This is a genomic window from Thermoflexus sp. (assembly GCF_025055495.1).
In the GTDB taxonomy this organism is placed as follows: domain Bacteria; phylum Chloroflexota; class Anaerolineae; order Thermoflexales; family Thermoflexaceae; genus Thermoflexus.
Genome location: NZ_JANWXB010000383.1, coordinates 1 through 19,521 on the forward strand (window position 1 = coordinate 1; position 19,521 = coordinate 19,521).

At 62.8% G+C, this 19,521-nt stretch carries 12 protein-coding genes and 1 tRNA gene; 6 read left to right on the forward strand and 7 right to left on the reverse strand.

Annotated elements, in window-relative coordinates; translation table 11 throughout:
* Together NZM16_RS12300 and NZM16_RS12305 are read right to left on the reverse strand one after the other, a co-directional pair.
* Window positions 1-2,136: N-acetylmuramoyl-L-alanine amidase (locus NZM16_RS12300; protein ID WP_295480635.1), on the reverse strand; the 2,136-nt coding region annotated here is incomplete at its 3' end.
* Window positions 2,137-2,261: 125 nt separating this feature from the next.
* Window positions 2,262-3,518, reverse strand: coding sequence for a DNA replication/repair protein RecF (locus NZM16_RS12305; RefSeq protein ID WP_295480636.1), 1,257 nt, complete (start codon window positions 3,516-3,518; stop codon window positions 2,262-2,264).
* Window positions 3,519-4,225: 707 nt separating this feature from the next.
* Here NZM16_RS12305 and NZM16_RS12310 point away from each other — a divergent pair.
* Both NZM16_RS12310 and NZM16_RS12315 read left to right on the forward strand, forming a co-directional pair.
* A complete protein-coding gene (locus NZM16_RS12310; protein WP_295448840.1) occupies window positions 4,226-5,248 on the forward strand; it encodes a carbohydrate ABC transporter permease in 1,023 nt (340 codons plus the stop codon).
* A complete protein-coding gene (locus tag NZM16_RS12315; protein WP_295448843.1) occupies window positions 5,245-6,060 on the forward strand; it encodes a carbohydrate ABC transporter permease in 816 nt (271 codons plus the stop codon). The genes NZM16_RS12310 and NZM16_RS12315 overlap by 4 nt, the downstream gene beginning before the upstream one ends.
* Before the next feature lie 51 nt (window positions 6,061-6,111).
* Here the strand turns inward: NZM16_RS12315 and NZM16_RS12320 are convergent.
* Window positions 6,112-6,199 (reverse strand) — tRNA-Leu (locus NZM16_RS12320).
* A gap of 90 nt (window positions 6,200-6,289) precedes the next feature.
* Between NZM16_RS12320 and NZM16_RS12325 the strand changes: the two genes are divergently transcribed.
* Both NZM16_RS12325 and NZM16_RS12330 read left to right on the forward strand, forming a co-directional pair.
* Window positions 6,290-7,528 (forward strand): S41 family peptidase, encoded by a 1,239-nt coding sequence (locus NZM16_RS12325; protein WP_295448846.1) that lies wholly within the window; start codon window positions 6,290-6,292, stop codon window positions 7,526-7,528.
* Window positions 7,529-7,532: 4 nt separating this feature from the next.
* Complete coding sequence (locus NZM16_RS12330; RefSeq protein ID WP_295480638.1) at window positions 7,533-9,755, forward strand: hypothetical protein; 2,223 nt, start codon at window positions 7,533-7,535, stop codon at window positions 9,753-9,755.
* Between the two features lie 122 nt (window positions 9,756-9,877).
* On the opposite strand, the gene NZM16_RS12335 is transcribed toward NZM16_RS12330, so the two are convergent.
* From NZM16_RS12335 to NZM16_RS12350, 4 genes are all read right to left on the reverse strand, one after another.
* Complete coding sequence (locus NZM16_RS12335; RefSeq protein WP_295448853.1) at window positions 9,878-11,251, reverse strand: FAD-binding oxidoreductase; 1,374 nt, start codon at window positions 11,249-11,251, stop codon at window positions 9,878-9,880.
* Between the two features lie 322 nt (window positions 11,252-11,573).
* The gene (locus NZM16_RS12340; protein ID WP_295480640.1) at window positions 11,574-12,542 is read right to left on the reverse strand and encodes a regulatory iron-sulfur-containing complex subunit RicT; all 969 of its coding nucleotides are present in this window, start codon (window positions 12,540-12,542) and stop codon (window positions 11,574-11,576) included.
* 167 nt (window positions 12,543-12,709) lie between these two features.
* A complete protein-coding gene (locus NZM16_RS12345; protein ID WP_295480642.1) occupies window positions 12,710-13,735 on the reverse strand; it encodes a radical SAM protein in 1,026 nt (341 codons plus the stop codon).
* Window positions 13,736-13,803: 68 nt separating this feature from the next.
* Window positions 13,804-15,183 carry a (Fe-S)-binding protein gene (locus NZM16_RS12350; protein WP_295480644.1) on the reverse strand — a complete coding sequence of 460 codons (1,380 nt, stop codon included), beginning with the start codon at window positions 15,181-15,183 and terminating at the stop codon, window positions 13,804-13,806.
* Window positions 15,184-15,285: 102 nt separating this feature from the next.
* Here NZM16_RS12350 and NZM16_RS12355 point away from each other — a divergent pair, with 102 nt between their 5' ends.
* Window positions 15,286-16,833, forward strand: a complete 1,548-nt coding sequence (locus NZM16_RS12355; protein WP_295448865.1) for a hypothetical protein — start codon at window positions 15,286-15,288, stop codon at window positions 16,831-16,833.
* Window positions 16,834-17,048: 215 nt separating this feature from the next.
* The gene (locus NZM16_RS12360) at window positions 17,049-19,265 is read left to right on the forward strand and encodes a PQQ-binding-like beta-propeller repeat protein (RefSeq protein ID WP_295480646.1); all 2,217 of its coding nucleotides are present in this window, start codon (window positions 17,049-17,051) and stop codon (window positions 19,263-19,265) included.
* Window positions 19,266-19,521 lie beyond the last annotated feature (256 nt).

The following is a 19,521-nucleotide window of genomic DNA, read 5'->3' on the forward strand; positions in this document are numbered from 1 at the left end:
ATGCAGAACCACGGCCCGGATAAGCCCCAGGGGACGAAGAGGGAAAGACTTTCCCGGATCAGCCGGGAGGTTTCCCGCCAGATCCTGCCACGCCGGCTCCGGCACTCCGGGCACCGGCACCTTCGCTTCCTCCAGGATCCGACGGGCCAGCTCCCGGATCTTTGCGCTGAGGATAAAGCGATGGGATCCCTCCGGAGCGAGCCGGTCTCCGGATCGTTCCTCCGCTCGGGATCCTTCTGGAAAAAGCTCTCGCACGGTTTGGATCTGGGAGGGTCCCAATCGAAGACGGGTCATCAACCATGCACAAAGGCGGGCTGCTTGATCCATTTGCGCCATGGAAGGCGCTTGATCCGCGCTCCATCCCGCCAGCCCGATTCCGACGCTCACCCGCCCATATCCCCCCGCATGATCCGTCATCGCTTCCAGCGGGAGCGTCCAGAAGACCCGCCCGTCGGCCGTGAGATAAAAATGATAGGGAAAGCCCGGCCGTCCGCCCTGTTCCGCCAGGAAGGCCCCCAGGGCTTCGGGGGACAAATCCCCCGGAACCGCCAGCGGATGCAGGATCAGCCAGCGGATCAGCTCCGGAGGGCGTCGCGGCCACGGCGAGCGTTTTCGTCGGGGGAGGATGGGCTCGATCCATAACAAGGAAAGGTTCAAACGCCGGAGATCTGCATCGGCCCATGGTCGGGGGACGATCGGCACGGCCCGCGGGTCTCCTTCCATTTCTACATCCACAGTCCGGACCCATCCGATCTGCTCGTCGAACTGGACCTGCCACCACCCTCGATCCGGAGTGGCCGTTCGGGCGACCCCCCGGTAGCCCCTGGGAAGTTCTATGAGGACAGGAGCGCGGATAGATGGGGTGAGGCGGAGCGCTGTCGGTCGGCGCAGAGTAAGGAGAACGGGAACCGGCCGATCCACTGGGACGTTCTGGAGATCTCCATGGAAGATGAGGACGTCACGAGGCAACCATCCCCGACGGCCCGTCTCGGGCTGAAGCCAGGAATACCATTCCCGATCCTCCGTGCAGGCCATCGCGATCCCCATGAGACCTTTCGGAAGGGGATCCCCCCATGCCTCCCCGCCCGGGCGAAGGCGAAGCCGCGCTTCCTGGCGGAGGGTTGCCCGGGGATAACGCTGGAACCCTACATCCCATCGGAAGCGCGCCGCCAGCGCACGATCCAGATCGTTCAGCAAACGCTCCTTGCCTTCCATGAACCAGGGATCCACGCGCTGCCAGCGATAAAGGATCATACACCGGATGGGGGGATGAGCCGGCTCCGCATTCCAGCGATGGATCTCCGCATAGGCCTCCGCGATCCATCCCGTATCGTCATCCGGCCAGGGGATCGGCTGCCCCTGGCGATCGCCCATAGAGGCCTCGGTGATGAAGATCGGCAGGTGGCGCAAATACGACGGGATGACTTCGATGAAATCTTGATAGGCTCGAAAGCCGCGATGGCGGCTCTCATACGGCGGAGGACAGCGCGCCTCATCGGCGAGGGAGCGGGGATCCGGGCTCTGGCTGGCCACGTGAAGGGCGATGCCATCCAGACCCTCGCCGATCGCCGTCAGGACATCGTGGAAATAAACCACCCAATCGCCTGTGGGGTTTTCAGGGTAACGGAGCACGGCCGTGAAGGGCGCCACGGCCGCGGGGATCACTGCATCCTCCTCATGGCCGGGTTGGTTGCGGATCCATTCCCGGCACTGTCGAAAACAGCGCGCATAGCGCTCCGGGGTGATCCATTCGGCCGCTTCGAAACGACGGATAGAGGGATCGATGCGAGCGCCGGGTTGCTGCTGAGGGTGATTGGGCTCGTTCCCGATAATCCAGACGTGGGCACCAGGGGACGCCGCGACGAAGCGGGCACAGCGTCGGGCGAAGGCCTCGTAACGGTCAGAGGGTGGGAGCGTGCCGTTTGGGTATCGACCGTGGTTCAGCACGACGAGAACGCCGAAACCCGCATCGGCCCATGTCTGATAGATCGACCCGCGCCCGCTGCCATCCTCCGGGTCGGCCCCGATGGTCTCCTCGAAAACCACCCACCCGGTCAGGCCGGCCGCACGGAACCGCTCCCGCCATGGGCCGGGATCATGGATTCCGTAAAGGTAAACCGGCCATGATCTGGGCATATCCAGCCCCTGGCATTGAAGTTCATCCTCCGGATGCCTGGATGGGTTCTCCACCCAGAACGCCCATCGGGGATTAAGGGAGCTGAGCCGAGGGCCTTCAGTCCCCAGCCAGATCCCCAAAGACGCTATCGCTCCTCTCGAAGGAAACCTGCTCGCACCACAAAACGACGAACCCGTTCCCGGAACTCCGGCTCGAAGAGCATAGGGTCTGTGGTGGTTACGATCGCCTGCTCCACATCTTCCAGAGCTCGGAGCAGATAGCGCCGGCGTTCCCCATCCAGCTCCGCCATCACCTCGTCCAGCAACAGCACAGGGCTTTCCTGAAAGATAGAGGCCAGCCAACGAGCGGCCGCCAGCTTGAACGCCAGGATCGCTGTCCGCTGTTGCCCGCGCGAGCCGTAAAGGCCCACATCCACGCCGTCCACAATGAAACGGAAGTCATCCCGATGAGGGCCAATTCGGGTTGTTCCCCGCCGGATATCCTGCGACCGCTCGCGGAGCAGGGCGCGTCGGAAAGTTTCCCTCAATTCAACTTCCTGGAGCCTCTCCCCCCATGTCAGCACCCCCAGCGCCATCTGCCCCTCCGCCTGAAAGGGATCCAGGCTTGGCACATAACGCAACAACATGGGCTCCCCTCCGCTGAGGGCCTTATGGATGTCCTCGGCATAGCGGGCGATGGCTTGCAGGGCACGGGCCCGCTGATCCATCAGCGGGGCCCCATAGCGAGCCACCGACTCATCCCACAGATCCAATTGCGCCGGGTCGCTCCCCTCTTCTTGAAGACGGCGGAGCAGGGCGTTGCGCTGGGAAAGGGCCCGCTGGTAAGCCGCCAGGATCCGGGCAAAGGCCGGCGAGGTCTGAGCAATGAGGAGATCCAGCAACCGCCGTCGCTCCACCGGAGGCCCTCCGACCACCTCCACATCCTGTGGAGTAAACAGGACGACCGCAGCCTGCCCGAAGAGATCCAGCACCCGATGAGGGATCCCATTGATGCGCGCCTGCTTACGAATCGGGGCCGTCTCCGGAGCAAGGATCGACTGGGAAGGCCCACTCCCTTCCGCAACCAGCGCAAGCTCCAGACGAACCGGACCATCCTTCCGCACAAATTCAGCGATCACGCGGGCGAACGGCATGGGGTCCTGCCAGGCAGCCCAATGGATCAGTTCCCGATCGCTGCTGGTGCGGAAGGAATGGCCCATCGCCGCATAGGCGATGGCCTCCAAGAGGTTGGTTTTCCCCTGGGCGTTCCCGCCGTAAACCATGATCACCCGCGGCTCCAATCGCCACTCGAGCCGCGCGTAGTTTCGAAATTGGGTCAAGCTGAGCGATCGCAGCCACATCCCTAAACGCCGCGCGAAAGATTCCAACTCACGCTCATGCACCCCATCATCCGGTTCTCTCCTGCTGCTTCGCTGGGGGAGAGGAGGTCAAGGTTGAAAGGACAGGGCAGACGTTTCGTCGCCCTCCCGCCCCCCAGCCCTCAGGGTTACAACAGAACAGGATGAGGCTGGTGTTTCCCGAAAGAGACGCTGACCGTTCGATTTCCCCCACAGAGTCAGATTATAATCATAGCAGATCACCGGCATTTATTTACAAGTAGAAGTTGCCCAGTTCGCTTCCTCAGGGGGCTATGGGGACAGGGTCATCCCACCTCGTCTAACCGACTCCCAACCGTGTAACTCCAAGGTAAGGTAGGCTCATGCAACCTCCTGCCCTGGCCCCCTGGGGGATTTCGGGAAGGGCGGGGCCGCCTTCGGTGACCCTGCCCCCAGGCGGAGGGTCAGCACCTTCCGTGTTCACCTCCGCACACCCGGCGCTTCCCGACGATGGGACGAAGGCAAGTCCCTCTGCGTCCACCCGCAATGCGGCGCCCTCCGAGGCATGCGGGGTGTCGGGTGCTTCCTCTTCGGGGCGGGGAGAACCACTGGGTTTCCAAACGGGATATCGGAGGTGGGGTAATGGTAGGGGCGAAAAATTTTTCGCCCCTACCCAGGTGGGGTCCTTTCGCCCCGCTCATTCCGCCCTCAACGGCGCCAATCCTGTAAATCGCGTTCAGGCTGAAGGTCGATAGATGGAGAGGAGGCGAAACATGGAGAAGCATCCTCTGAATCCCGCTCCCACCATCAGTGTGCCCAGGGTTGTGGAGCGGGCCGCTCCTGTTCCTCGATGGCTACGAGCCATAAAGGAAGTCCGGCATCGCCTGGAGAGCGGGCTACCAGTCCTTCTCATCACCCCCTCCCTGATCGCAGTGTTGATTTTTGTCTACGGGTTCATCGGATGGACCGTCTACATCTCGATGACTCGATGGAACGATGTGCTGCCGGACTACACGTTCGTTGGACTTCGGAACTATGTTGGACTGTTTCAAACTCCACGGTTCCAGGCAGATATCCGCAATACAATTGTCTTCACGACCCTTTTCCTGCTGGGGGCGATCGTGGTGGGCTTCTTTGCCGCCCTTTTGCTGGACCAGCGGGTGAAAGGGGAAACGTTTTGGCGCAGCGTGTTCCTCTTCCCCATGGCCATCTCCTTCATCGTGACCGGCATCGCCTGGCAATGGTTGTTCAACCCCCAAACCGGGATCAATCTTCTCCTGAAATATGTAGGTTACCCGGGGCCGTTGCCGCGCTGGTTCACGGATCCCACCATCCTGTTCGGCGTGAAGGTGGGGGCGATCCAGGTAGGGATCCCGGTGGCGTTGATCCCGGTGGTGATCGCGGCCACCTGGCAGCTTTCGGGATTCACCATGGCGATGTATCTGGCTGGCCTGCGTGGGATCCCGGAGGAATTGCGGGAAGCCGCTCGGGTGGATGGGGCGAGCGAGTGGCAGATTTACCGCTATGTGATCCTGCCGCTGCTCCGGCCGGTCACCCTGAGCGCTCTGATTGTGCTGGGGCATATCTCCTTGAAGATCTTTGATCTTACTGTCGCGATGACGGGTAGCGGCCCGGGGTTTGCCACCGATATGCCTGCCTACTTTATGTTCGAAACCACGTTCCGGGGGAACCATTTCGCCCAGGGGGCCGCCATCGCCACCTTGATGCTGCTCATGGTAGCCGCCCTGATCATCCCTTACCTCCGTTACAGTTTGCGCCGGGAGACTGAGCTATGAAGATCGGACGGATCTGGATCTATATAGCTCTGCTTGTTCTCACCCTCTTTTATCTGTTGCCCGTTTATATCTTGCTGCTGACCGGCCTGAAGAGCTTCGCCGAGGCGGATCTGACGCGGATGTGGAACTGGCCGACCCAGCCCTCGCTGGCCGCCTTCGCCAAAGCGTGGGATAAGCTCTCGCCGAACTTCATGAACAGCGTCTACCTGGTGATCCCAGCCACTCTGATTTCTTCCTTTATTGGCTCTATCAACGGCTACGTCCTGGCCCGGTGGCGCTTTCGGGGCTCAGAGATCCTGTTTCCAGCCATCCTCTTTGGGATGTTCATCCCCTACCAGAGCATCCTGATCCCGCTGGTTCGCTTCCTCCAGTCGATTGGCCTCTATGGCTCCATCCCGGGGCTCATCCTGGTTCACGTCGTTTACGGCATCCCCATCACCTCCCTGATCTTCCGCAACTACTACGCATCGATTCCTGGCGAGCTGGTGGAGGCCGCTAAAATCGATGGGGCCTCCCTGCTCGGCATTTATCGCTGGGTCATGCTCCCCCTGTCCCAACCCGGGTTCGCCGTGGTCGCCATCTGGCAATTCACTCAGATCTGGAACGATTTCCTGTTCGCCGTCACCGTGACCAACAAGCCAGCTCAGCAACCGATCACCGTGGCGTTGCAGAACCTGGCAGGGAGCCAGATCATCGAGTGGAATGTCCAGATGGCTGGCGCGCTGCTGGCTGCCATGCCAACGCTGTTGGTTTACATCTTCCTCGGCCGTTTCTTCCTGCGAGGGTTGCTGGCAGGGGCTCTGAAGGGATAGACGAATGGGGAACTCAGGATATATAAAAACCCCGGCAGTCCGCCGGGGTTCTGGTGCCCGGGGCGGGATTTGAACCCGCACGGCCTGAAGGGCCAGCGCCCCCTCAAGACGCCGCGTCTGCCTATTCCGCCACCCGGGCGAAACCATTAACAATTATACCAGCGGTCCACCGCTGCGACAAGAGTGATATATTCGAGGAGTCCGTCGAGCTTTCCCGAGGAGGCTCACAGTGAACAGCTTGCTCCGACGTGCAGGAAATCTTCTCCTGTTTGCCATACTGGCCACCGGATTGATCGGATCCGCGTTCCTGAGCGGATTCGCGGTGGCGTGGGGGATGAGCGCGGGGTCTCCCCGGACCCCGCACGCCGCGCCGGCCGTGTCCACACCGGCTCCGCCCCCTCAGGATCTTCAGCAGGCATTCAAGATCTTCTGGGAGGCATGGAAGCTGGTTCAGGACGAATACTATGGGGAGATCCCTGCCCCCCAGACGGTGGCCTATGGCGCGATCCGGGGAGCGCTTCAGACCCTCGGCGATCCCTACACTTCGTTCATCGAGCCGAAGATCGCACGGATCCTTCAGGAAGACGCCTCCGGCCAGTTCGAGGGGATCGGGGCACTGGTGCGGATGAATCGGGATAATAAATTGGAGATCGTGCGCACGTTTGAGGGCTCCCCGGCCCAGAAGGCTGGCCTGCGAGCCGGGGATCTGGTGGTCAAGGTCAACGGCCAGTCCATCGTCGGCTACAGCATCTACGAGGCCATCGCCCTGATCCGGGGCCCGGCAGGGACCTCTGTGACTCTCACCATCGAACGTCCCGGCCAGCGCGATCCCCTCGAGGTGACCGTCACCCGAGCCCGCATCACCATCCCCATTGTGGAAACCCGCATGCTTCCCGAAAACATCGCATACGTTCAGTTGTTCGATTTCAGCGCCCAGGCGACGCGACAACTCCGGGAACAGTTGAAAGCGCTGCTCGCCCAGAACCCGCGGGGTCTTATCTTGGATCTGCGCGACAATCCCGGTGGGTTCCTCGATCAGGCCATCCAGGTCGCCGACCTCTTCCTGAGCGAAGGAGTGGTCGCCTACGAGCGGATGAAGGATGGCGAGGAACGGGTGTTCCGTTCGAAGAGCGGCGACATTGCGGAGAAGATCCCGATGGTCGTGCTGGTGAACGCAGGCAGCGCCAGCGCCTCGGAGATCGTGGCCGGCGCCCTGCAGGACCGTGGCCGGGCCCGGCTGGTCGGGGAGCGGACCTTCGGGAAAGGCTCGGTGCAGCTCTCCCACACCCTCTCGGATGGCTCCGAGCTGCGGGTGACCATCGCCCGCTGGTTCACCCCGAACAATCGGGCGATCCACGGGGAGGGATTGAACCCCGACGTTGAAGTGAAGGTGGAACCTGGGCCGGAAACTGGCGGCGCAGATCCCCAGTTGCAGCGTGCGATCGAGGTCCTGCTCCAGGGACCATGAGCCTATGGGCGGCCGGCATCCGATCGGGTTGGCCGATAGCGGGATCCTCCTCGCCCTGGCCGGATGGATCGCCCTCCTCTATTGGCCGTTCTGGTCAGGGGATCCCCGGATGCAGGCGGCCTTCCGCCCTGGGGATCTGACAGAGCACCATTATCCCTTCGCGGCGTATGCCCACCGACGCCTCCAGACGGGGCAGCTTCCCCTCTGGGATCCTTACACGCTCGGCGGCCATCCCTTCGCAGCGGACATCCAGGCCCAGGCGTTCTATCCGGTCCGATGGCTGACGGCCCTGCTGGCGCTGGGCTCCCCCCTGGGCATTCGGGGCTACGTAGCCGAGACGATCGCCCACCTGATCCTCACGGCCTGGGGCGCGTATGGGTTCTTCCGCCGGATCTCCGGGGATCGGGCCGCTGCTGCCTTCGGTGCCTTTGCCTGGAGCCTGAGCGGCTATCTCACCGGTTATCCGCTCCAGGATCCTCCTATCATCGCCAGCGCGACATGGCTGCCCTGGCTCCTTTGGGCCCTGGCCGGGCTGTTCTCCAGATCCCCTCATCCGAACCGATGGCGGATGCTGGGGATCTTCGCCTGGGCGATGGCCTTCCTGGGGGGCCACACGCAAACGGCCTTCTATGTTTATGCGATCGCCCTGGCTTTCAGCGGCGCGCAGATCCTGAGGGTGCCCTCGGCCCGGGGCCAGGGGCTTCGGGAACTTCTCCATGTCCTCGTCCTGGGCACCGGATGGGCTGCCACGCCGCTCCTGGCGACGGCGGAGTTGATCCCCTGGATCGAACGGACGAGCTGGACGTTCCCTCAGCGGGCTGGAGGATTCGAGCTGTGGGAGCTCTGGGGAATGTTCTGGCCCCAGCTCACCCTGTGGTCCCCGCTCTATGTAGGGATCCCCACGGTGGTCCTCGCAACTTACGGGCTGACCTCGGGGCTGGGGAAGAACGCCTCGATCAGCCTGTGGGGAGGGCTGGCCGGGTTGGGGCTCCTGCTGACCCTTGGCGGCGAAGCCGCCCTTTATCCGGCCTTTGTCCGCGGGTTCCCCTTTCTGGAGTTCTTCCGGAATCAGGAGCGAGCCGCACTCATTGTCGCGTGGTCGCTGATCGCACTGGCTGTGCTAAACTGGCCCCCTTCCCCCGGGGAGTCTTTCCAGCGGACGCTGGGTCTGTTGACCGGCATCATAGGGCTCCTGCTAATGGGGATCCTGATCGGGATTCAGGCTCAGGATTCTACGCAATGGCCACGCCTGCACCGCCTGTTCTCCCAGGCGATGTGGCCGTGGGGAGCACTGGTGGGAACCTGGCTTCTTTTGCGAGCATGGCCCCGGACGCGCTGGGCGCTGGTGGCCCTGCTGGCGCTGGATGTGGGATCCGTGGCCTGGCGGACAGCGGAAGCGGGCCATCGGGTATGGCAAAACCCTGAACGGATCGCTGCTCCACCGTTGGATCCTGCCTCCCTTCCCGCCGCATGGCCTCCCTATCGGGTGGATACCCGGGGGCTGGCGAGCGGCAACTGGCCGGCTCAGGTCGGCATCGAGGACCTCCATGGGTCAGTGACCCTGTCGTTGCGCGCTCTGGAGCGATTCCGTCGGGAAGTGCCCGGGGAACGGGTCTGGGCCCTGATGGGCGTAGGTTGCTATCTTCAACGTCCCGACGAGCCTCCCCTTCCCTTCCCATCCCAACACCTTCAAACCATAAGCTTTCACGAATCCACCCTTGAGCTATATTGCCTGGAGAAGCCCTTCTCGCGCTTTCATATGATCTATGAGGCAATGGTTCTGGATGATGAGACAGCGATACGTGCTTTACGGGATGCCGCCTTCGATCCCCTTCGGACAGTGATCCTGGATCGGCCCTGGCCCATGCCCGGGTTGTCTGTTCCCTCAGTCCCGCCCCGAATCACCCTCCAGGGCTGGGCGCCGGAAATGTTGCGGCTGGACGTCTGGACGGAACGACCGGGCTTCCTAGTGATCGGGGATGTCTGGTATCCGGGCTGGCGGGCGTGGATCGATGGGAGGCCCGCTCCGGTGCTGCGGGCCTACACCACCCTCCGCGCCATCCCCATCCCGGCGGGAGCGCATCAGGTGGTCCTTCGTTATGAGCCGCTTTCCGTTCGCGCCGGCCTGGTCCTCTCGGGGATCGCCATCCTGATCACCCTGGCCGGCCTGGGGCCTCGACGCCTTTTACGGCCCTCACGGCCTCGCGGTTTGGGGTCTCTTCGCTGACCGATGTGGACTCCAGACCAACATGCATGGTGATCTTTTGGGGCTGGGGCGCCGCCGAAGGCAACGCCCCAACCCCAAAACCCGCGGGAGAGCTCGGAAGTTGCACATAGCATCTATGGTCCTCACAGCTGCCATGTCTCTCCCCAATCGCGCAGGCGAGCGCGATACTCCGCGCGCTCATAGCGATCCGGGGCGAAGGCCGGGGCATAATCCGGCAGGGGCTCCCCCAGCACATGAGCGGCGAGCAATTCCCCCGCTGCCAGCGCCGCCATCACCCCGAAGCCGGACAGAGCTCCTATTGCATAGGCACCTTCCACGGGAAGAGGACCAATCAGGGGCCGGTTCTCCGGGGTCTTCACGTAATATCCCCCGTCCACCACCGGCCGGGGCATGCGCCCCCAGTAGATCGCCAGCCCGGGGATCACAGCCGTCAGACCCCGCAGCACGACCTCCGGGAACAGGGGATCCTCCGGCAGCGGAAAAATCGGTTCCAGGGGCCGTGTCTCATAGGGCCAGAGCATCAGCACATACGGGCTCTCTACTCCACCCTCCGGCCGCAGGTGCGCCCCGCCGGGAAGGGTTTCCAGCAGATCCGTGCGCTCCATCTCCTCCAGCAGTTCCCGCTCTTCTTCCGACCACGGCAGCTGCTGCGGATCCGCCCAGATGATCAGCGGCGCATCCCGCGGGACCACCTTCGCTTCGTCCCGGAACATCACCTTCCGATGCAACTCGCAGAAGACCGGAAGATCCACTCCCAGCATCCGGTTGACCTCGCTGAAGAAAGGCCCGGCGGCGTTCACCAGGCATCCGGTCTCCACTCGTTCCTCCATCCCCGGGATGGCCAGCCGCACCGCCCGGATTCGGCCTCCTTGAACCTCCACGCCGATGAGGCGAGCCGTTCGAAAGATCGTTCCCCGGCTGCGGGCCTGCTCCAGGAGCTTCATGCCCAGGCCGTAAGCGCTCAGCCAGCCGCACCGGCGAACATGAAGAACGGCCACCGTTCGCTCCGAAAGATAGGGGAAACGACGGCGGATCTCCTCCGGATCCAGGAACACATCCACGCCGTCCGGCGATCCCTCAAAGCCATCCGGCGGTGATGGAACATAAACAGGATCTGAAGGAGACCTTTCGTGGCGGCGGACCAGGCCAGCGCCATAATAGGCGGCTTGTTCGGCGGCCCGGAGGAGCTGTTCCGCCCGGGATGGGTCAGCGGTGACGTAGAGGTAACCCCGACGGTTCATACAGAACGCGTTCCCAGAGGACCGGGCCAGCTCTTCCATGAGATCGATACTCCGATTCATCAGGCGGACCATCGCGTCATCCGGCCCGGGCCACCAATTGCGATACGCTTCGGTGGATTTGTCGCTGGTCAGACTGAGGGGTGCCCCTCGATCGATCAGGAGGATGTGGAGGGACGGTTGACGAAGGGTCAGATGATAGGCGGCGGAGATCCCGGCGATCCCCGCTCCGCAGATCACAATGTCTACGGCTTTCATGTCGGATGTTCGCCCTCGGAACGCATAGAGGGACAGGCCGGGCAGATCGTCCGGCTCGCTGAACCCTCTTCATCCCTTTCCGACCGCGCGATCCTGCGCTTTGCCCGATAGGCGAAGAGCCCGATCAGCACGAGGGGCCAAGCGTGGAAAAGCACAGGCGCGCCACAATCCGGGCACGGCAACATCCCCGCGCCGAGCAGGCCTGCACCCCCAACCCAGAAGCGAACCCTCAGGCGCCGGATATAGTCTCCGATCGATCCTCTCGTCCCCATCACCGGCGGATCCTCAGAGACATCCGGAGAGTGGGAAGTTGACTGGAACCTCAGCCCTCCGGCTCGAAATCCGGGGATCCTTCCAAATCGGTTTCCCCTCCGTTCCCACCGTTTCGGCGGCCGCAGGTGCAGTTCTCTCCATTGTGGCACGGCTTTTCCGCCTTCTGCTGGAGCGCTTTGAGCTCCTCCAGAGGCTGGAGCTGATCCTTAGGGACCTCGTGGATCTGATCGCCCACGCGGACCAGGGCCGCCTCTTTCAGCGGGAGGACCTCCACCACCACCCCTTCCCCGTGAGGAGTCATCACCGCTTTGCCCTTCTTGGGCAGCTCTTGCTTGGCCCGGACGTATTGCTCATATTCATAAATCAGACAACATCGAAGCCGTCCACACATCCCGGTGATGTCCTCGGGGTTCAGGGAGAGGCCCTGTTCCTTAGCCATCTTGATTGAGATCGGACTGAACTCGGTAAGGAAGAGGGAACAGCACCGGGTTTCCAGGCCGCAGGCCCCCATTCCCCCGACAATCTTGGCCACGTCTCGCGGGCCGATCAGCCGGAGTTCCACCTCCCGTCCCCGGTAGGCTTCCGCCAGCCGTTGCCGCAGAGGTTCCAGATCGACCTTCTCCTCGGTATGATAGAGGAATGAGATGTGCTTCCCGTCGAAGGAGATCTCCACCTTAACGATTTTGACCGAGAGGCCGAGCTGGCGAGCGTGGTCCCGAGCCACCACCAGGGCTTCGATCTCCTTTCGCTCCCAGTATTTGCGGATCGCCAGATCGCGGTTCGTGGCGGGCCGTTCCACCGGTCGCAACGGCCCTTCGATGCGACCTGCGCTGGGCATTCCCAGCGAGACCACCCGGCCGATCTGCTGACCCCGTGGAGTCCCCACGATCACCCAGTCCCCGATCTGCAACTCGTAAGGGCCCGGATCGAAATGGTAGATTTTGCCGACCGGGTGGAACCGCACTCCCACCACTCGCTCGACGGCGACTGGGGTCGTCATGGCATCGCCTTTATCCATAAGAGACTCTTCGCATCATTAGGCGAGGGATAACCCGATCGCTCTTGAGCGGGCAAGGCCGCTGAAGGCGGCCTCGCCCGCCCCCACAAATCCATAGAGTGATATCCATAGAGTGATAGCTCAGAGGCGACAGGGCCCCCTCGGGGGTCCTGCCCACTTCTGAATCCCTACTCGATCATCACCCACTCGATCCCTGGAACCACCATTCGCCAGCGGATGTCGAAGCGCCACAGGCCGGCCTCGCGGGCCATGCGGTAGGCCTCCTCCATCTCCTGGCGGAACACCCGGCGGTTGATCTCCGCGTGACGAGGATCCGTCTTCGCCTTCCAGGCGGGGTGATATTGATCCATGATATTCACATACGTATCCCTTGAAAGCCCAGCCAACCAGCGCATGATCTCTCGTGTTTCATCCAGCAAGCCGGGCATCACCAGATGGCGCACCAGCACCCCTCGAACCGCCAAGCCCTCCTCATCGACCTTTAACTCCCCCACCTGCCGGTGCATCTCCGCGATGGCCTGGCGAGCGACCTCCGGGTAATTCGAGGCCAGCAGATACTTCCGGCTTCGCTCAGGGGTCCAGAGTTTGAAATCCGGCATATAGATATCCACCAGCCCCTCCATCACCCGCAGGCTCTCCATGCTATCGTAGGCGCTGGTGTTATACACCAGGGGGATCCGCAGGCCCATCTCGATGGCGTAAGGGAGGGCCTCCACGATCTGCGGCACGACATGCTCCGGCGTGACGAAGTTGATGTTATGGCATCCCATCTCCTGAAGACGGATCATCAGCTGGGCCAGCTCCTTTGGCGTGAGCTCCACCCCTTCCCCCAGCTGGCTGATTTCATAATTTTGGCAAAACACGCAGCGCAAATTGCACCACGAAAAGAAGATCGTCCCGGAGCCCCGCCACCCCCGCAACACATCCTCTTCCCCGAAGTGGGGAAAGGCGCTGGAGACGCGAGCGTAGCGCCCCACCCGACAAACCCCGAACTCATTCGCTAAGCGATCGACCCCTTTGCAGAGACGGGGGCATACGCAACAAGATGGCCCCAGATGGGAAAGCGCTTCCTCCACCTTCTCCTTCAGGCGGCCTTCTTCATAGGTTGTCAAGTAAGCGGGGATGAAATCGCGGCGGGGGATCACGAAACGACCGTCCCCTTGGACCTCCCGAGGGATCACCCAGCGACCCATCGCCACCTCCCCTCTCCTAATGCGCAGAAGTGCCCAGGCTCCTTTCCTGGCTGGCCTTCCCTTCGCTCTCAGATATCGGATGAAGCACCTTGAACGCCCGATCCATCACCCCGAACCGTTGCGGAAAGCGCCTCCTCCAGAACCTCCGAGAGATGCCGGACCTGAATCGGAAGCCGGGCGCGGCGAGCCCCCCACTCCAGCTGGAGCAGGCACCCCGGATTGGCGGTGACCACCACCGAGGCCCCCGTCGAGGCGATATCGGCCATCTTCCGCTCCAGCAACCGACGGGACATCTCCGGATGGGTCAGGTTGTAGATGCCGGCGCTCCCACAACATCGGTCGGCATCCGGAAGTTCGCGGAACGTCACCCCCCGCATCCGAAGCAGCAACGCCCGGGGCGGCCGGCGCACCCCCTGGACGTGGCTCAGATGGCATGGCTCATGATACGTGATCCGCAGCCCTTCCGCTACGGGGGCAAGGCCTTCCGGCCAGATCGCCTCCAGCCACTCGCTGAGATCGCGGACCCGGGCAGCGAAGGCGCGGGACCGATCCGCCCATTCCGGATCATCCGCGAGAAGATGCGAGTATTCCTTCAGGAAGCCGCTGCACGCCGCGCAATCCGCCACGATGGCGTCCAGCGGACCCAGGGCTTCGAAGGCGGCGATGTTGCGCCGGGCGAACCGCCGCGCCGTCTCCCGCAGGCCCTGATCGTCCTGCGGCGCCCCACAGCAGACCTGGTCCGAGGGCACCACCACCGCGCATCCCAAGCGCTCCAGGAGGCGAACGCTGGCCCGGACCACATCGCCATACACGGCGTTCATCACACAGCCCAGGAAGAACCCCACGCGGTAGCGGGCCCCCGATGGAGATGGCCGGCCCTCCAATTCCCTCCGGACGGGAGGGGTGGGGCGTGGGACCAGATCCAGGAGATCTCGCAGGCCGGGGAAGAAGGCGGACAGCCAGCGGGCCAGGGGGATCAACCCCATGCGCCAGGCCCAGCGCAACGGGAGCGCCGCCCATTCCGCCGCCCGGGGCGAGCCCAGGGCTTTCTCCAGCAGCATCCGAAGCCACCAGGGGCGGGGACGTTGAACGGCAGCGGCCGCCCGCCCGGCCACGATCGACTCCCCAATGGCCACCCCCGCCGGGCAGACCGTATCGCAGGCCCGGCAGTCCAGACAGTGATACAGATGGGCCTCCACCGTCTCATCGAGGGGCAGCCGCCCCTCCTCCACCGCCCGCAAGAGGGCCAGCCGACCCCGGGGGGATTGGATCTCCAGCAGGGTCTCCTGATAGGTCGGGCAGACCGGGAGGCACCGCGCGCATCGCACACAGGCCTGGAGGATGTCATACTCCGGACCCTCGATGAGCCGCACCTGCGGGCCGGGGATCGGCCGGAAGATCCATTCGATCATTCGATGAATGGCTGGCGCCCTCGGCTGCGAATCCATGGCTTCCTCTTCCTAATCAGGCTCTTCCCAAATTCTAACCCACATGTCGTATCTCAGACTCGAATCCACCACGCCAACCCGACCGTTGGAGAGAATTTGAGGATGGATCGGGCGCCATACTCGCGTTTGGAGAAATGGACCGGCCCGGTTCTCGCCCTCCTGATAGGAGGTCTTCTGTATTTTCCATGGGTATCCCGCCGTTACGACCCCAACGGGCTGATCGAGGCAGCTGCTTTGGAACAGGGGAGATTATTTTCACCCCACCACCTGCTCTTTCGACCGCTGGGCTGGATCTCTTATCACATCCTGGAGAGCCTAGGGCTCGGCGAGCGATCGATTTTCGCCTTTCAATCGTTGAGCGCCCTCAGCGGCGCCCTCGGTCTGGGACTGTATTTTCTCCTTATGCGCCGGATTGGTCTTTCCAACAAATCGGCCATGGCGTTCACCCTGGCGCTCGGCACCTCATGGTCTTACTGGGTTTTCAGCACGGATGCATCGTATATCGTTCCAGCCACCACTGCGGCCATCGGCTTTCTCCTCGCCTATTATCAGGAACCCCTAACTCTTCGACGGGCAATCATCGCCGCTATCCTGAGTGCTCTCGCGGCCCTGCTCTGGCAGGCCTATGGCGTTCTGCTCCTCCTCTGGCTGCTCCGCCTGATCGCATCTCGAGGGGCCTCCGGCCAGAAAACCTTCCAATCCCTCTTGGTGGGATTTGGCATGGCGCTTGCCATCATAGCGGTCATTTATGCAGGCGTCAGCATCCACGAGATTGGAGCTGTGGATCCATATCGGATGATCGAATGGGGATTCACCTATAAAACCCGTCTGCCCATATGGGGACGCCTCGATCCGGAACGCGTCCTAGCCTGGCTTCAAAGCGCTGTAGCCAGCTGGATTCCCCTCTCGGAAGGCCTGGGATGGCGGGCTATGCTCCGGGGAGAGGGCTACGACCCGTGGGGAATCCTGTGCGGGCTCGCTGTGTGCATCACCCTTCCCCAGATGGCCCTTAAGCTCCTTTCTCGGATCTGGAACAGCACATGGTGGCCCGTCCGATCGATAGCCGTTGGAGTAGGAGCTCTCGCCCTCTTCATTCTGTGGTGGGATCCCTATGAACCAAAATGGTTCGTTGCCCTCCAGGCGCCGCTGATCCTGCTGCTTGCCCATGTGTGGTCCGGCCAGCCGAACTCGAAGATCGCTACCGGGCTTATGCTCTTGAGTCTAACCATCGTGGGCATGGCGAACTTTCACAAGAGCATTGCCCCTCGTCGCTGGGGGCCTCATCCCCTTCAGGAGCGCGCGCGGTGCGTTGCCCAGCATATGCAGCCCGAGGATATCTTCCTGGCGACTGACTGGATGTGGGCGGAATATCTGAGCTACTTCCACCAGCGGGCTGTCCTTTCTCTGCTGGATCTGGCCGCCCGTTATCGGAATAAACTCCATGTCGCGCAACACATTCGTCAGAAGATTCTGGAAGTTCAACAACGCTCTGGACGAATCTACATGGTGGATCCTTCGTCATACCCATCGGACTATTTCCACTGGATCAAGAGTGCGACAGGCTTTGATAGGGAGGATTTGGAAAGCCTGAGAGGAAGCTACGTATTCACCTGCGACGGGTTGCGCTTTTTTGAAGCCTTAACGCCCTAGGGGAGCGCTGATCCCCTCCCCGTTCAGACCCGCATGGACTGAAAGCGGATCGACAAAGATCCGAGCTTGCCTCTTACCTCCGCTCGCTCATTCCCAGTCCATCGCGCATAAAAGCCCTCGGAGCCGAACTCTTGACACCTCGCCGTCCGATGGTTAGAATTTAGTTGGTTCTCATTTGGTTGCCATCAGTCCGTGAGCCCTTGCGAGGAGGCAAGATGCACCCCCGATTCCAGGTCGTCCTGGTGACGGTCCTCCTGACCCTTTGTGGCGTCCCCCCTACCACCCCATCGCCCGCGCGGTTGAACGTAGAGTCTGGATCCCCGCCGCCGCCACCGTCAGCGGCAACCCGGAACCCTCCATCGCTATCCTATTTGGAGAGCCCAGTCCTCCAGACCAACCTATCCGGCATCGCCCTGACGGCCACATCCCGCCTCTTCCTCCCTGCGGTCTTCCGGAACTTCTACCCCACCAGCCCCGACGAGTGGACCCAGCACGCCCACGACGCCCAGCGCACCAGCTACACCAACCAGGTGGTTCCGCCCCCCTGGCGCTGGAAGTGGGCCTGGAACGGCCCCGACGCCCAGGGCCGGGTCAGCCCCGGCAAGTTCCGCCTGCCCCGCAACAGCCAGCCCGTCACCGGCGGCGGCCGCGTCTACATCGCCGCCGGAGACCGCGGCGTTTTCGCCCTGAACAACACCAACGGCGCCGTCCTCTGGAACCGAAACCCCGGCGGCGCGCGCATCCACTCCACCCCTGCCTATGATCCGGACACTGGATCCCTGTTTGTGCTCTCCACCAATGGAACCCTTTATCGCTTAAACGCCGCCACCGGGGAGACCACCGGCCAGTTCGCCACCGGGGCCGCCAGCGATCTCCCCCTCCCGCCTGCCCTGTTCGGCGATCGGGTGTTCTTCTCGATGGGGAACCGGGTCTACGCGGTGCACAAAGCCTCGATGTCCCTTCTCTGGTCCTATGACGCCGGGGCGCCGGTTCACACCCCCCCCGCCTATTCCCCCTCCTATGATCTCGTGGTGGCAGCCTCCCAGGATCTATACGTGCACGCCATCCGCAACGCCAACGGCTCCCGCGCCTGGCGGGTGAAGCCAACCGTCCGCCAGTCGGGCGACCCCGGCTCCGCTTCGAACAACGCCGAGGTGAAGAACGGCTGGCCAGTGATCGCCGAGGGCCACGGCCTGGTGCTGATCAAGCTGCGCCTGGACTGGGATGCCCTCTGGAACCCCTGGAATCCCTGGCCGGGCGACAACATCACGATGCGGAACGGATTAGCCGCCCGTCCCGAATATCAGGCCCTGTTCGCCCTGCGGCTGACGGACGGCTCCCAGGCCTTCATTGCGAATGTGGGCCACGGAGGCTTCGGGGACGGGGGCTATCTGCCGATGGGCCCGCAGCCGGTGGTGAAACGCTTCCCCAACGGCCAGGAAGTCGCTTACGTCGTGATGCGCGGCTTCCCCTGCCTGCAATCCCCCTGCGACGGACGAGGGGATTCCCGCCTAGGGGAGATGCTGCTGGATGACACCACCGTCCCGGGCTATCGCGCCGGAGATGTCCGCTTTATGCAGAACACCTTCTTCCCCACCGATGAGCAGGTCAACCTCTCGATGGCCGGGGATTTCATCTTCGGCGGCCACTGGATGTTCGGCATCGCCCACGAAATCGTCGACCGCTCCCCCTCCCGGGGAACCGGGAGCAATCCGATTTCAACGCGCAATCTGCCCCACATCATCACCTCCGCCAGCAACTGCGGGTTCAGCCCCAGCCACTACTGCCCGGATCGATTGGTTCAGGACGGGGATCCCCGGACCATCCCCGGCGGGTTCTATATCTACTACAACCAGGGCCGGGTGTATGACCAATACTGGACCGAATACGCAACCTGGGTGGTCAGCAACGGGACGATTTATTTTGTGAGCGCCGATGGCGCCCTGGTGGCGCTGGAGCACGGGGATCCGCTCTCCGCGGCTGAGAACTCCGCGCTCTCCCCAGAAACCCTGTCGGCCCATGGCATATCGCCCATCTCCACAACCGCAAGCCTTCGCCCGGACCCCCTGATCCCTTACACTGAAGCGCGCGCCTATGCCGGGCAGATCGCCACCGTGGAAGGCGTGATCCGATTTGTCTTCAATAACGGCCAGGCGGTCTATCTGGGCTTCCAGAACCCGCATCAGGGCGCCTTCAAAGTCCGTATCCTGTCCTCAGACTGGAAGGCGTTCCCACGCCCTCCCGAGCAGCTCTATCCAGCCGGAACCCGGATCCGGGTGCACGGGAAGATCGAGTGGTATCAGGGAGACCCCCAGATCATCGCCCGCGCTCCTACTCAGATCCAGATCCTCAAGCCGCTATGGTGGGCAGACCTCGCTCTCGGCCTTCGAAACCCCGCCGGATGGCTCGGAGGGGATAAGGAGGAGCGATGAGGGCAACGAGGGATCTTCCGCCCGTCTGACAGCGCCATGTTTCGATAGAAGCTTGGAAATGGCCACAAGAATGTGCTCTGTTGCAATCTTGGCGATCCCTGATACGGCTTCTGGACCTCTCCTTTCCTCCTGACCTCCTCTCTACGCCGTGAAGTGGCGTAGAGAGGAGGTCAGGAAAGCTGGGTGGCGGGGCGGGCAGAGCCGACCACCCGCCCGTGATCAGCGACGGCCCTGTAGCTGTCCCCTGGCCGCCGTC

Bases quoted from the DNA above. Each gene is read 5' to 3' on its own strand.
- NZM16_RS12345 (WP_295480642.1), bottom strand. From the start codon at position 13,735: ATGGGTCGCTGGGTGATCCCTCGGGAGGTCCAAGGGGACGGTCGTTTC.
- NZM16_RS12330 (WP_295480638.1), top strand. From the start codon at position 7,533: ATGGGCGGCCGGCATCCGATCGGGTTGGCCGATAGCGGGATCCTCCTC.
- NZM16_RS12355 (WP_295448865.1), top strand. From the start codon at position 15,286: ATGGATCGGGCGCCATACTCGCGTTTGGAGAAATGGACCGGCCCGGTT.
- NZM16_RS12360 (WP_295480646.1), top strand. From the start codon at position 17,049: ATGCACCCCCGATTCCAGGTCGTCCTGGTGACGGTCCTCCTGACCCTT.
- NZM16_RS12340 (WP_295480640.1), bottom strand. From the start codon at position 12,542: ATGGATAAAGGCGATGCCATGACGACCCCAGTCGCCGTCGAGCGAGTG.
- NZM16_RS12310 (WP_295448840.1), top strand. From the start codon at position 4,226: ATGGAGAAGCATCCTCTGAATCCCGCTCCCACCATCAGTGTGCCCAGG.
- NZM16_RS12335 (WP_295448853.1), bottom strand. From the start codon at position 11,251: ATGAAAGCCGTAGACATTGTGATCTGCGGAGCGGGGATCGCCGGGATC.
- NZM16_RS12350 (WP_295480644.1), bottom strand. From the start codon at position 15,183: ATGGATTCGCAGCCGAGGGCGCCAGCCATTCATCGAATGATCGAATGG.
- NZM16_RS12315 (WP_295448843.1), top strand. From the start codon at position 5,245: ATGAAGATCGGACGGATCTGGATCTATATAGCTCTGCTTGTTCTCACC.